A 14213-nucleotide genomic window follows, 5' to 3' on the forward strand; every position below is an offset into this window, starting at 1 on the left:
GCGGCGATCGCGACGGCGCCGAGCGCGGCGGCACGCAGCCGGGCGCGCATCGCGCTCACGACTTCGCTCCCGCGACCGTGGACGCCGGCTTCGCCGCCGGCGCCGCCTGCACGACGACCGTGTCGCCGTTCGCGAGCGCGTCGCCCGGGTTCTCGACGAGGCGGTCGTTCGGCGTCAGCGGGCCGTCGACTTCGAGCGTCTGCCCGATCGTGCGCGCGACCGTCACGGCTTTCAGGTGCACGCGGCCGTTCGCGTCGACGGTCGCGACCGTCGGCCCTTCGCCACGGAACAGCAGCGTATTGGCCGGAATCTGCAGGCGGCCGACCGGCGTCATCGGCAGCGTCGCCTGCACGTATGCGCCGGGCAGCAGCCGGCCGTCCGGGTTCGGCAGCGTGATCTCGATCTGCAGCGAGCGCGTCGCGACGTCGATCGCCTGCGACGTGCGCGTGATCGTGCCGTCGAAGGTCTGGCCCGGCAGCTCGGCCTGCGCGACGCTCACGTGCTGGCCGACCTTGATCTGCTGCGCGTAGGCCTGCGGCACCTGCACGTACAGGCGCAGCCGGTCGGCCTGCACGACCGTGAACAGCGAGCGGCCCGCGTTGCCGGAGCTGACGAGATCGCCGACGTCGACGTTGCGCTGCGTGACGATTCCGTCGATCGGCGCGACGATGCGCTGGAAGCCCTTCAGCTCGGTGAGCCGGCGCATGTTCGCATCGGCCGCGGCGAGTGTCGCCGTGCCCTGGTTGAACGCGCCTTGCCGGTCGTCGAGCTCCTGCTGCGACACCGCATCGCGCTGGCGCAGCTGCTGCGCGCGATCGAACGACGTCTTCGCGAGCGCGAGCGCGGCCTGCGCCTGCTGGCGCTGCGCGGTGGCCTGCGCGAGTTCCTGGTTCAGCTCCGGCGTGTCGAGCTCGGCGAGCACCTGCCCCTGCTTCACGTGCGCGCCGATGTCGGCTTGCCAGCGCAGCACGTAGCCGCTCGCGCGCGCATAGATCGGCGCCTCGACGAAGCCGCGCAGCGTGCCGGGCAGCGTCAGCTTGCCGCCGGTGGCCGCGTCGACCGGATGCACGACGCTCACGTACTGGCGCGTGTTCTGCTCGGCGACCGCGTCGAGATGGCTGCGGTTCAGCACGTTGACGACGATCGTGCGCGCCGCGCCCGCGGCGAGCAGCACGCCGATCACGATCAACACGACCCGAGCGCGCCGCGACACCGACGTGCGCGTCGGCAGGTGCATGCCGTGTTCGTCCACCTGGATGCCGACGGCGCTGTGATGTTTCTCTTCCATGAATTCAACCAATTCAACCGGGTAGTGGGGCGAAAGTCAGTGTCCGGCCTGGCGCGCGCGCCGGCGGGCCAGCCGCGCATGCACGCCGCCGAACACGAGCGGCACGAACAGCAGCGTCGAAACGGTGGCGAACAGCAGCCCGCCGATCACCGCGCGGCCGAGCGGTGCGTTCTGCTCGGCGCCTTCGCCGAGACCGAGCGCCATCGGCACCATCCCGATGATCATCGCGAGCGCCGTCATCAATACCGGGCGGATCCGCGTCGCGCCGGCCTCCAGCGCGGCGGTCAGCGGCGGCGCGCCGGCCGCGAGGCGCTGGCGCGCGAACGACACGACCAGGATGCTGTTCGCGGTCGCGACGCCGACCGTCATGATCGCGCCGGTCAGCGCGGGCACGCTCAGGTGCGTGCCGGTGATGAACAGCATCCACGCGATGCCGGCGAGTGCGGCCGGCATCGCGCTGACGATGATCAGCGGATCGAGCCACGACTGGAAGTTCACGACGATCAGCAGGTAGACGAGCACGATCGCCATCGCGACGCCGGCGCCGAGGCCAAGGTACGACGTGCGCATCGTCTCGACCTGGCCGCGCACCGACAGGTCGGTGCCGCGCGGCAGCGTCGCGCGCGCGTCGGACACGATCCGCTCGATCTCGCTCGCGACCGAGCCGAGATCGCGGCCTTCGACGCTCACGTACAGGTCGATCGCCGGGCGAATGTTGTAGTGCGTGATCACGGCCGGGTTCGCAAGCGGACGGATCTGCACGAGGTTGCCGAGCAGTTGCAGCGGCGTGCCCGTGCGGCCGCTCGCGGACACCGGCGTGCCGAGCAGGTCGTCGATCGACGCGATGTCGTATTGCGGGGTCTGGATCTGCAGCGGGTATTGGACGCCGGTGCGCGGGTTGATCCAGAACGACGGCGTCGTTTGCGAACTGCCGGACAGCGAGATCAGCATGTTCTGCGCGACGTTCTGCGCGGAGAGGCTGAGCTGCTGCATGCGCGTACGGTCCATGTCGGCCACCAGAGTCGGTTCGTCGTTGCGCTGCAGCACGTGCACGTCGACGGCGCCGGGAATTTGCCTGATCTTTTTCATCAGGCTGCTCGCGATAATCATGTTACTCGCGAGATCGTTGCCGAGCACCTGCAGGTCGATCGCGGCCGGCTGACCGAAGTTGAGGATCTGCGTGATGATGTCCGACGGCTGGAAGAAGAACTCGACGCCCGGGAAGCGCCGCGGCAGCAGCGTGCGCAGCGTCTGCACGTAGTGCTGCGTCGAGCGGTGGCCGGGCTTCAGCGCGATCATCAGCTCGCCGTCGAGCGTGCCGATCGTGCCGCTGTTGCTGTACGACAGGTTGATGCCGCTCACCGGCAGCCCGAGGTTGTCGACGATCGCGCCGAGTTCGTCGGGCGGCACCGTCTCGCGGATCACGCGCTCGACCTGGTCGGCGAGACGCGCGGTTTCCTCGATCCGGTAGCCGGTCGGCGCGCGCATGTGCAGCCGGATGTTGCCGGAATCGGCGTTCGGGAAGAAGTCGCGGCCGAGCACGAACACGAGCGCGGTCGAAAGCGCGCAGAAGCCGAGGAAGCACGTCGCGTAGAAGCGGCGGCGCACCAGCAGCATGCTCAGCAGCACGATGTACCACGCGCGCAGCCGCTCGAACGCAGCGTTGAACGCATGATGGACGCGCGCGAAACGCGACATCGGGCGATGCGGGGCGCTGCCTGCCTGCTGCGGGCGGAACAGCAGCATCGCGAGCGTCGGCACGAGCGTGCGCGACAGCACGTACGACGCGAGCATCGCGAACACCACGGCTTCCGCGAGCGGCACGAACAGGTAGCGCGCGACGCCCGTCAGGAAGAACATCGGCACGAACACGATGCAGATGCACAGCGTCGACACGAACGCAGGCACCGCGATCTCGCCCGCGCCTTCGAGAATCGCGTCGTGCAGGTCGGTTCCGAGATGCAGATGCCGCTCGATGTTCTCGATCGTGACCGTCGCATCGTCGACCAGGATCCCGACCGCGAGCGCGAGCCCGCCGAGCGTCATGATGTTGATGGTCTCGCCGAGCGCGGACAGCGCGATCAGCGACGTGAAGATCGACAGCGGAATCGAGATCGCGATGATCAGCGTGCTGCGCCAGTTGCCGAGGAACAGCAGGATCATCATCGCGGTCAGCACCGCGGCGATCAGCGCCTCGTGGATCACGCCCTGCACGGCCGCGTTGACGAACACCGACTGGTCGAACAGCGGCGTGATCGTGAGTCCTTCCGGCAGCGTCGGGATCACCTTCGGCAGCAGCGCCTTCAGGTCCGACACGACCTTCAGCGTCGACGCGTCGCCCGTCTTCAGGATCGACATCAGCACGCCGCGCTGCCCGTTCTGGCGCACCACGTTGGTCTGTGGCGCGAAGCCGTCGCGCACCGACGCGATTTCGCGCAGGTAGGTCGTCGCGCCGCCGACGGTCTGGACCGGCAGGTTGCTGATGTCGGCGACCGTGTCGGCCGATGCGTTCGTGTCGATCCGGTATTCGGTGCGGCCCATCTTCGCGGTGCCGGTCGGCAGCACGAGGTTCTGCGCGTTCACAGCGTTGACGATGTCGGCGGGCGTCAACCCTTTCGCGAGCAGCGCCTGCGGATCGAGATCGATCGCGACGACGCGCGTGCGGCCGCCGTACGGGAACGGGATCTGCGCGCCGGGAATCGTGATCAGCTGCGGTCGCAGGAAGTTGAGCGCGATGTCGGCGAGCGACTGTTCGCTGAGCGTCTTGCTCGACAATCCGAGCTGGATCACCGGGATGCTCGACGCCGAGTACGTGATCACGAGCGGCGGCGTCGCGCCCTGCGGCATCTGCCGCACGATCGCCTGCGCGGACGACACCGTCTGCGCGATCGCCGTCTGCACGTTCGCGCCCGGCTGCAGGAACACCTTCACGACCGCGATGCCCGGCAGCGACGTCGACTCGATGTGCTGGATGTTGCTGACGGTGGTCGTCAGCACGCGCTCATGGACGGCCGTGATCCGGTTGGTCATCTCGGATGCGGAGAAGCCGGTGTAATTCCAGATCACGCTGATGACGGGGATGTTGATCGCGGGCAGCACGTCGACGGGCGTGCGCATCAGCGCGAGCGGGGTGGCCAGCACGATCATGATGGCCATCACGATGAACGTGTAGGGGCGCCTGAGCGCGAGGTTGACGATCCACATGGAGGCGGCGGGACAGGCGGTGATCAGGCGGCGGTGAAGGGAACCCGAATGATAGGCGCCGGGGCGGAACGGGTTACTGGCGCGAAACTGGCGGGATTGTCAGATTGGCATGCGTCGATGGGCGGCCGATTCATCGGATCAAATGCATGCGCGCGCACCGTCGGGCGGGCTGCCGCCGCACCGGTTGCGCATGCCGCCGCATTGACGATTCCGCTCATCGCGCGTCGCTCAGATCTGCTCCATCCCGACGCGCGCGAGCGCGGCCAGGTCGACCACGTCGATCTGGTTGTATGCGAGCCGCAGCACGCCGAGTTTCTCGAGCTGCTGCAGCGCCTGGTTGATCCGCTGCCGCGACACGCCGACGAGCATCCCAAGCTCCTCCTGCGAGATCGCGAGCGACGGGCCGGTGTCCGGGTACAGGTCGGGATTGAACAGCTGCGCGAGCGCCTGCGCGACGCGCGCGTCGACGTCGAGCAGCCGGCTGTTCTGGATCGACGCGATGAATTCGCCCATCCGGTTGTTCAGCTGATGGATCACGAAGCGCGTGAACGGCAGGCTCGTGTCGAGCAGCGCATGGAACGTGTCGACCGGCACGAACAGCACGGTCGAGCGCTGGACCGCGACCACTTCGTATTTGCGCAGCTCGCGCTTGATCACGCTGCCTTCGCCGAACCAGCCGCCCGACGGCACGCCGGAAAACGTGCAGCCGCGACCCGATGCGTTGAAGATCGCGAGCTTCAGCAGCCCGCGATGCACGCCGATCCAGTATTCGGACGGTGCGAGCCGCTGCGCGATCACGTCGCCGGCGTCGCGCTGCTCGGCGCGCGATTGCGCGAGCACGAGCGCCTGATGTTCCGGCGCGAGCGCGCGGAACCATGCGCACTGGCCGAACAGCGCGGACAGCGGCGGCAACGGGCCCGCGTCGAGCGGCATGCCGGCCGGCGGGCTGGAAACGGTGGCGGCCGGGTCGGGCGGCGCAACGGAGTGGTCGTGCATGGATGCGGGTTTGCGAGGATAGGGATAACGCGCAGCGCTCGCGGCGTACTCTGTCGTTTCGATGACAGACGGCTCACAATAGCGCCCGTTAGGCTGTCGGCAATTGAACCACATCAAAACGAGCCGGGGTGCATGCACGCCGGCCGGCAGAAACCGGGAGACAGGATCATGACGCAGATGTTCGAGGCCGGGCTCGGCCGCCGCGATGCCAACTACGTGCCGGTCACGCCGATCGATTTTCTGGTCCGCGCGGCCGAAGTCTACGGCGAGCGGCTCGCGATCGTGCACGGCGACGTGCGCCGCACGTGGGGCGAAACGTACACGCGGGCGAAGCAGCTCGCGAGCGCGCTCGCGCAGGCCGGCGTCGCGCGCGGCGACACGGTCGCGGCGCTGCTGCCGAACATTCCGGCGATGGTCGAGGCGCACTTCGGCGTGCCGATGGCCGGCGCGGTGCTCAACACGATCAACACGCGGCTCGACATCTCGTCGGTGCTGTTCATGCTGCGTCACGGCGAGGCGAAGGTGCTGATCGTCGATACCGAATACGCGGATCTCGCGCAGCGCGCGGCGCTCGAACTGCCGGGGCTGAAGATCGTCAGCGTCGCCGACGCGATGCCGGCCGACCCGGCCCGCTTCGCGGGCGCGACCGACTACGAAGCCTTCGTCGGCGGCGGCGACCCCGACTACGCATGGACGCTGCCCGCCGACGAATGGGATGCGATCGCGCTGAACTACACGTCGGGCACGACGGGCGACCCGAAGGGCGTCGTCTATCACCATCGCGGCGCGTATCTCGCGGCGATCAGCAACATCCTCGAATGGGACATGCCGAAGCACGCGGTGTATCTGTGGACGCTGCCGATGTTCCACTGCAACGGCTGGTGCTTCCCGTGGGCCGTCGCCGCGCGCGCGGGCGTGAACGTGTGCCTGCGCAAGTTCGACGCGAAGACGGTGTTCGACCTGATCCGCCGCGAACGCGTCACGCATTACTGCGGCGCGCCGATCGTGCAGAGCGCGATCGCGAACGCGCCGGCCGAGCTGCGCGAAGGCATCGATCACACGGTGCACGCGATGGTCGCGGGCGCGGCGCCCGCGCCGGCCGTGATCGCGAAGATGAAGGAAATCGGCTTCGACCTGCTGCACGTGTACGGGCTGACCGAGGTCTACGGCCCGGCGACCGTGTGCGCGAAGCAGGCGCACTGGGACGACCTGCCGGATGACGAGCGTGCGCGGCTCAATGCGCGGCAGGGCGTGCGCTATCACCTGGAAGCGGGCGCGACGGTGCTCGACCCGGACACGATGGCGCCGGTGCCGGCCGACGGCGAGACGCTCGGCGAGATCATGTTCCGCGGCAACATCTGCATGAAGGGCTACCTGAAGAACCCGAAGGCGACCGACGAAGCGTTCCACGGCGGCTGGTTCCATACGGGCGATCTCGGCGTGCTGACGCCCGACGGCTATATCCGCATCAAGGACCGCCGCAAGGACATCATCATTTCCGGCGGCGAGAACATCTCGAGCATCGAGGTCGAGGATGCGCTGTACCGGCATCCGGCCGTCGCGGTCGCGGCGGTCGTCGCGATGCCGGACCCGAAGTGGGGCGAGGTGCCGTGCGCGTTCGTCGAACTGCGCGACGGCGCGAGCGCGACCGAGGAGGAGATCGTCGCGCACTGCAGGCAGCTGCTCGCGGGGTTCAAGGTGCCGAAGGCCGTGCGCTTCGGCGAACTGCCGAAGACGTCGACTGGCAAGATCCAGAAATTCCAGTTGCGCAACGCGGTCGGCTCGGACAAGGCGATCGACCTGGCGGGCGACAAGAAGTAACGGGCGGGGCGGGCGGATGCCCGGCCGTTCGCCCCCGCGTCACGCGGCGCGTTCGAGCCGGAACACGCTGACCGCTTCCGCCAGTTGCGCGGCCTGGTCGCGCAACGCGACGGCCGCGCGCTCGGCATCCGAGATCAGCGTCGCGTTCTGCTGCGTCGCCTCGCCGATCTGCGTGATCGCCTGGTTCACCTGCTCGATGCCGGTCGACTGCTCGCGCGACGCGGCGCTGATCTCGCCGATCAGCGTGCTGACCTGCTCGATGCGCTGGACGATGTCGCGCATCGTGCCGCGCGCGGCGTCCGCGATCTGGTAGCCCTGTTCGACGGTCGTCGACGATTCGGCGCTCAGCGCGTCGATTTCCTTGACCGCGGCCGCGCTGCGCTGCGCGAGCGCGCGCACTTCGGCCGCGACCACCGCGAAGCCCCGGCCGTGTTCGCCCGCGCGTGCGGCCTCGACGGCCGCGTTCAGCGCGAGGATGTTGGTCTGGAACGCGATGCCTTCGATCGTGCTCGTGATTTCGGCGATCCGGCGCGTCGCACGGCCGATGTCGTCCATCGTCGCGACCACGCGTTGCACGGCGGTGTCGCCGTCGGTCGCGGCGGCCGATGCGTCCGCGACCAGCGCGTTCGCCTGCGCGGCGTGGTCGGCATTCTGCTGCACGGCGGCCGTGATCTGCTCCATGCTCGCGGCCGTCTGCTCGACGCTGCTCGCCTGCGTCGCGATCCGCGCGGCGATGTCGCCGCTGCCGGCCGCGATGCCGACCGTGCCGCGCGCGATGTCGGACGCGCCGCTGCGCACCTGCGCGACGATCCGCGCGAGGCCGTCGCCGATCCCGTCGACCGCCTGCACGAGCCGCCCGATCTCGTCGTTGCGCGCGGTGCCGCCCGCGCCGTCGCGGATCCGGATGCTGAGATCGCCCGCCGCATAGCGTTCCGACGCGCGTGCCGCCGCATCGAGCGGCCGGCTCACGACGCGTCGCACGACGATGACGAACAGCGCGGCGAATGCGGCGACGAGCACCGCGCCGATCATCAGGAAGCGGTTGCGGGTGGCGCGCATCGTGGCGAGCAGTTCGTCGTCGAGCGCGATGCCGCCGACGAGCCATTGCCACTGCGGAATCGTCGTGAACGACACGAATTTCGCGGTCGGCCCGGCATCGCGCGCTGCCGGGTCGGTCGACGTATACGCGAGCCGGCCCTGGCCGGCCGCGAGCATCTGCGCAAACGGCGCGCGCGCGTCGTCGGCGCGCTGGCCCGCCGCGTCGGGATGCACGACGAACGTGCCGCGCGACGGCCCCTGCGATGCGTCGAGCACGAAGTAGTAGCCGTTGTCGCCGATTTTCAGCGACCGGATGCCGTCTTCGACGAGCTTGAGCTCGCCGCTGATGTCGAGGCCGACGAACAGCGCGCCGATCACGCGGCCGGTCGCGTCGGTCACCGGCTTGTACTGCGTGATGTACGGCCGGCCGAACAGCTTCGCGAGGCCCGTGTAGCTGCGCCCGGCGACGAGCGGCGCGTATGCGGGGCCGGCGCGGTCGAGCTTGGTGCCGACGGCGCGCGCGCCGTCCTGCTTTTTCAGCGACGTCGTGATGCGCACGAAATCGTCGCCGTCGCGCGCGAAGATCGTCGCGATCGCGCCGCTCTTCGTCAGGAACTGGTCGGGAATCGAGTAATCGAGGTCGAGCGGCTGGCCGCCCGCGGACAGCACCGGCGCGGCGACGCCGCCAATGTCGACGGTGCGCGTCGCGTCGAGCGCGAAATCGGCCGGCAGGAAACTCGCGAACAGCGACATCGCGCGGGTGGCTTCGGCAGACAGCGCCTTGTCGAACAGCTCGACCATCGCGCGGATCGACTGCTCCTTGTCGGCGATGCGCGCGTGCGCCTCATCGGCGAGTTGCTGGCTGGCGAAATGGGCGAGCGCCCATGCGAACACGGTGAACAGCAGTGCGACGAGCGCGCACGCGAGTGCTGCAAGGCGCGCGCCGACGCTCGCCCGGCCCAATTGAGTCAATCTCATGCGGCATCCTGAGTGGGGTGGGACAGAGGCGGAACGCACGCGTCACCGCACTACTGTAAGGAATACGGCAGCTTCGGCGAAATCTTTAGACGGATGACGCGAGGCGGCGCGAGGTGGCGGATTCGGCGCCGGGGCGGCCGGGTGTCAGGACGTCGCGAGCCACGCGACGGCGAGATAGCGGCCGACCTTCGCGATCGTCACGATAGCGACGAAGGTCGGCAGCGGTTCGCGCAGCACGCCGGCAATGACCGTCAGCGGATCGCCGATCACCGGCGCCCAGCTCAGCAGCAGCGACCAGCGGCCATAGCGCCGGTACCAGCCTTCGGCGCGCGCGAGCGCGGCCGGCTTCACCGGAAACCAGCGGCGGTCGCGAAAGCGCTCGATGCCGCGGCCGAGCATCCAGTTGATCGCCGAACCTGCGACGTTGCCGACACTCGCAACGAGCACCAGCGCCCACGCGGGTTCGCGGCCGGCGAGCAGCAAGCCGGCGAGGACGGCTTCGGACTGGAGCGGAAACAGCGTGGCGGCGACCATCGACACGGCGAACAGGCCGCCGTAGGTGAGCAGTTCGGACATCGCGCGATTGTACCGGCCGCACGGAGTCGGGCATGACGCGGCGTGCGGTGGCGTGCGGTTGCCGTGGTCGACGGCCGAGCCTGACGCCCGTGCCGATAACCCAGGCCGACACTCAGCCCGACAACCAGGCCCGACAACCAGGCCCGACAACCAGGCCCGACAACCAGGCCCGACAACCAGGCCCGACAACCAGGCCCGACAACCGCGTGCGACCGTTCAGTTCCAGCCGGCCATGATCGCGCCCATCCCGACCAGCAGCCCGCCCGTCACGCGATTCATCGCGCGCATCCGCGCCGGGCGCTGCAATACGCGGCTCAGCCGGTGCGAGAACAGCGCCATCGACGCGACGCCGCCGGCGAACAGCACCGCGAAGGTCGCCGCGAGCAGCAGGAACTGCGCGTTCAGGCTCCAGTCGGCGTCCGCGATGATGAACTGCGGAAAGAACGACGGGAAGAACAGCAGCGTCTTCGGGTTCAGGCCGGACGTCGCGACGCCGCGCCAGAACAGCGCGCGTCCGGTGTCGGTGTCGTCGGCAGCCGGGCCGCCGGTTTCGGCCGATGCGGTGGCTGCCCCGGCCGGCGCGCGGCTGAGCCATTGCTTGCAGCCCAGCCAGACGAGGTAAGCGGCGCCGGCCCAGCGCAGCACGGTGAGCGCGCGCTCGTCGAGGTGAACCAGCGAATTCAGGCACAGCGCGGTGAGCGCCAGTTGCAGCAGCACGGCCAGCGTGCCGCCCCACACGCACGGCAGCGCGCGTCGCCAGCCGGCGCGCAACGCGTGGTTCATCGTGAGGAGGTTGACGGGGCCGGGGGCGTAGATGAGAACGGCGGATGCGGCGAGGAACGACAGATAAAGCCTGAACGACATGACGGAGGTGCGGAAACGGTGGATCAGGCGCCGCCCGTGCAACCGGATAGGCGCGCGGAAGGCGGGACGTTGCATGCCTGCGTGTCCGGCGCCGCAACTCGTGATTGCGGCCGGGCGTCCCGTGCGAGGGGGTTGTCGCGGGGAGCGTGCCGGACGACAGGCATGGGGAAAATGTATCAAGCGGGCCGGTTAAAAGGCTTCCTGTTTTCCACCAAAACGACGCTGAAACCGGAATCCTGTTCAGCTAGAATGCGGATTTTCAGTAGAAGATTCTTCACGTCATGGCAACCCGCGAACGCACGCCGAAAACTCTCGACAACCAGGACCGCAAGATCCTCGGTGCACTGCAAAAGAATGCGCGTCTGTCGAACGCCGAGCTCGCCGAGCAGATCGGCATGTCGACCACCGCCTGCTGGAACCGCACGCGGCAGCTCGAGCTGGACGGCTACATCGACGGGTATGTCGCGCTCGTCAACCAGCGCATGCTCGGCTACGCGGACATCGTGATCCTCGAAGTCACGCTCGATCGCCACGAGGACGACGCGCTCGCGCGTTTCGGCGCGGAACTGGCGGCGCTGCCGGAGGTGCTCGAGGCGTATCTGGTGTCGGGCGAGTACGACTACTGGATCAAGGTCGCGGTGGACGGGACGGCCGGGTACGAGCGCTTTCTGCGTGAGAAGCTGTACAGGATTTCGAGCATTCGCCACAGCCGGTCGATGTTCGCGCTGCGTTGCATGAAGGACGTGCCGTCGATCCAGGTTTGACGGCGGGGCGGCGAGCGGCGGCGCATCGGGTTATGGGCTCGCGGCTGCGGGCAAGAAGGGCGTAAGCGCACTTTAGCGGCCGTCGTGCACGGCCTGAGCCGGATACGGGCGGAACGGGCCCGCAGGGAGAAACGGATGATTCTTCCGTCGCTGCTTGGCGCGATGAGCGACGAACCCGACGAACCATCGGCGAGGCGGCCCGGCGCGGTGGCGCAATGCCCGCGCGGGCAGCCGGACAGCTACGTGATTCGGCAGGTCAGCGCTTTGCATCGTGCCAACAGAGCGGGCACGACACCGCAACTGCATCACAGCGCCGAGATCGCGTGAGCGCCTTCACTTCCGAGCCATTCGGCCCTTTTTACTGATACCGCAAGCCGCTCCGATGCCGGACGCGGCGGCCTTTCGGCGCGCGTCCCGACAGCGGATCAGCCGATATCGTGCCGCCGGTGGGCGGCCAGCCGGAGCATTTAGCGCGGCAGGCGTGCGTGCGCTTCAGCGATGACTTCGCAGTTCTCCAGGTGCAGAGCCCATGCTTCCGCGAGCAACTCGCCAATGCGTGCGAGCCAGCCAGCGGATTGGGTGGAACGATCGGAGACATTAGACGTTTGCATGACGAAGCCCCATATAAGTGGTGAGTTAGGGATAACCCTAATCATAGAGAAACGTCACCGCTTTGTGAAATGCGTTTTCGTTATATGAGAATTCCTGACACTTTCTGTTGCTGTCGCGCAACGGGCGTCGTGACGACCTCCTGGAATGTACGGGCGTGGCGGGGGCCCGGGCGGAAGCGGGCCCGTTGCATTGGCGAGCGGTAAAGGGAAAAGGAAAAGGAAGTGAAGCCGCGGAGCGGGCGCGGCAGCGCGACCGCGCTTACCCGCCGATCCATCCGAACCGCCACGACAGGCGGCGCGTGGCGGCGAGCAGCGTATGCGCGAGATCGCTGTCCGGCCCGCGCGGGAAGCCGCGCGACGAGCCGATGATCGCGATCACGAGCCGGATGCTGCCGGTGTGATCGAACACGGGCGCGGCGACCGTCCCGATACCCGGCACCGGCGCGTCGAACGCGAAATCGAGTCCCGCCGCGCGGATCGCCGCGAGCCGCGCGCGGAACGCATCGTCGATCCGGGGCGCGCCGCCGGCGAGGCGCACCGGCTCGTCGGCCAGCAGGCCGGCGAGCACGTCGTCGGACATGCCGGCCGCGAAGATCCGCCCGATCGCCGTATTCACGAGCGACATCACCGTGCCGACCTGCAGGCTCACGTGCTGAGGCCGCGCGGATTCTTCGAGGCGGATCACGGTCGGCCCGAGCGGCCCCAGCGTCGCGGCCGCCACGCTCATGTCGGTTGCGCCGGCCAGCGCGGCGATTTCGGCTTCCGCGTCGCGCGTCGGCGACACGCGCTGCATCGCGATCAGCCCGAGCGCCTGGCCGAGCGGGCCGCCGCCGAAACAGCCGGTGTCGTCGCGGCTCAGCAGCCCGATCTTCTGCAAGCTCACCAGATGCGGAAACGCCTTCGCGGCCGGCATCCCCGCCGCCGCCGCGAGATCGCGCAGCGGCAGCGCGCGGCCCGCGGACACGAGCGCGAGCAGCAGATCGCCGGTGCTGTCGAGTGCGTTGATGCCGCGCTGCGTCTTCGTGTCGTCGGCGAGCGCGGGCGGCATCCGCTGCGCAGCCGACGGCGAGCCCGGCACCGGCGCGAGCGGCGGCACGTCGCGTCCGGCGTCGAGCGATGCGGTTGCCTGCCGCGCCGCATCGCGCAGTGCCGTCGCGATCGGGCCGTCCCAGCCGACGTCGATCGAGCCGGTCGAACCGATGACGGTCAGCGCGAGTTGCAGGCGTCCGTCGGCATCCAGCACCGGCACGCTCATCGCGCTGACGCCCGGGCTCGGCCGATCGATGCCGCGCTCGATGCCGCGCGCGCGGATCGCGTCGAGTTCGGCCTGCCACGCACCGGCTTCGGACGTCCGTCGATCGTCTTCGGCGCCCGCGAGCGTGTCGCCGGCGCCGGCCTGGCTTGCCGCCATCGCGTCGATCTGAGCGGGCTCGCCGAACGCGCGGAACACGCGGCCGGTGGCCGTCGTGTCGAGCGACATCACCGAGCCGACGTGCAGGTTCACGTGCAGCGGATAGCCACCGTGCTCGATCCGCACGATCGTCGGCCCGAGCACGCCGGGCACCGACAGCGCGACGCTCAGCCCGACCGCCTCCGCGAGCCGTGCCGCGTGCGGCAGCGCCGCGCGATACGCGGGCTGTCGTTCGATCGACATCAGTCCGAGCCGCAGCGACAGCGGCCCCGGCTCGTAATTGCCGGTGAGCGCGTCGCGTTTCACGAGCGCGAGCCGCGTGAGGCTGACCAGATAGGTGTGCGCCTGCGCGGTCGACAGGCCGGCCGCGGCCGCCAGCTCCGACAGCCCGAGCGGCTTGCGCCGGCGCGCGAGCGCGTCGAGCAGACGGCCGCCGACCTCGACGCTCTGGATACCGCGCTGCGCCTTCGCGGGCGCGTCGTCTGCGCTGACTTCGTGGTTCTGCACGCGATGATTCTTCCGTTGACGAAACCCCGCATGGTATCCGACGCCATTTCGCGCACGGCTCCGCAGGTTTACCCGTATTAAACAATAGCAAGCGACTTTGTCATTGACAAATAATCGGTGCGAGCGGAAGATCGGCTCATTCCCCTCAACACATG

The 14213-nt window shown here is 68.9% G+C and carries 10 protein-coding genes; 3 read left to right on the plus strand and 7 right to left on the minus strand.

What is annotated here, in order from left to right; all coding sequences use genetic code 11:
• Positions 1-55: 55 nt before the first annotated feature.
• From BSE24067_RS16135 to BSE24067_RS16145, 3 genes are all read right to left on the minus strand, one after another.
• The gene (locus BSE24067_RS16135; protein ID WP_151064551.1) at positions 56-1288 is read right to left on the minus strand and encodes an efflux RND transporter periplasmic adaptor subunit; all 1233 of its coding nucleotides are present in this window, start codon (positions 1286-1288) and stop codon (positions 56-58) included.
• Between the two features lie 36 nt (positions 1289-1324).
• Positions 1325-4492, minus strand: a complete 3168-nt coding sequence (locus tag BSE24067_RS16140; protein WP_151064552.1) for an efflux RND transporter permease subunit — start codon at positions 4490-4492, stop codon at positions 1325-1327.
• A gap of 228 nt (positions 4493-4720) precedes the next feature.
• Complete coding sequence (locus BSE24067_RS16145; RefSeq protein ID WP_170297462.1) at positions 4721-5488, minus strand: Crp/Fnr family transcriptional regulator; 768 nt, start codon at positions 5486-5488, stop codon at positions 4721-4723.
• A gap of 168 nt (positions 5489-5656) precedes the next feature.
• Here BSE24067_RS16145 and BSE24067_RS16150 point away from each other — a divergent pair, with 168 nt between their 5' ends.
• Complete coding sequence (locus BSE24067_RS16150; protein WP_151064553.1) at positions 5657-7309, plus strand: acyl-CoA synthetase; 1653 nt, start codon at positions 5657-5659, stop codon at positions 7307-7309.
• Positions 7310-7348: 39 nt separating this feature from the next.
• On the opposite strand, the gene BSE24067_RS16155 is transcribed toward BSE24067_RS16150, so the two are convergent.
• The 3 genes from BSE24067_RS16155 to BSE24067_RS16165 form a co-directional block, all read right to left on the minus strand.
• Positions 7349-9325, minus strand: coding sequence for a methyl-accepting chemotaxis protein (locus tag BSE24067_RS16155; protein WP_151064554.1), 1977 nt, complete (start codon positions 9323-9325; stop codon positions 7349-7351).
• A 144-nt stretch (positions 9326-9469) separates the two neighbouring features.
• Complete coding sequence (locus BSE24067_RS16160; protein WP_151064555.1) at positions 9470-9901, minus strand: YqaA family protein; 432 nt, start codon at positions 9899-9901, stop codon at positions 9470-9472.
• A gap of 216 nt (positions 9902-10117) precedes the next feature.
• On the minus strand, positions 10118-10765 hold the full coding sequence (locus tag BSE24067_RS16165) for a LysE family translocator (RefSeq protein WP_151064556.1): 648 nt from the start codon (positions 10763-10765) through the stop codon (positions 10118-10120).
• Positions 10766-11046: 281 nt separating this feature from the next.
• Between BSE24067_RS16165 and BSE24067_RS16170 the strand changes: the two genes are divergently transcribed.
• Both BSE24067_RS16170 and BSE24067_RS16175 read left to right on the plus strand, forming a co-directional pair.
• Positions 11047-11529, plus strand: a complete 483-nt coding sequence (locus BSE24067_RS16170) for an Lrp/AsnC family transcriptional regulator (RefSeq protein ID WP_006755380.1) — start codon at positions 11047-11049, stop codon at positions 11527-11529.
• Positions 11530-11664: 135 nt separating this feature from the next.
• Positions 11665-11856 carry a hypothetical protein gene (locus BSE24067_RS16175; RefSeq protein ID WP_151064557.1) on the plus strand — a complete coding sequence of 64 codons (192 nt, stop codon included), beginning with the start codon at positions 11665-11667 and terminating at the stop codon, positions 11854-11856.
• Between the two features lie 543 nt (positions 11857-12399).
• Here the strand turns inward: BSE24067_RS16175 and BSE24067_RS16180 are convergent.
• Complete coding sequence (locus BSE24067_RS16180; RefSeq protein ID WP_151064559.1) at positions 12400-14058, minus strand: IclR family transcriptional regulator domain-containing protein; 1659 nt, start codon at positions 14056-14058, stop codon at positions 12400-12402.
• Between the last annotated feature and the right edge of the window lie 155 nt (positions 14059-14213).

The organism is Burkholderia latens (assembly GCF_902499045.1).
GTDB lineage: Bacteria > Pseudomonadota > Gammaproteobacteria > Burkholderiales > Burkholderiaceae > Burkholderia > Burkholderia latens.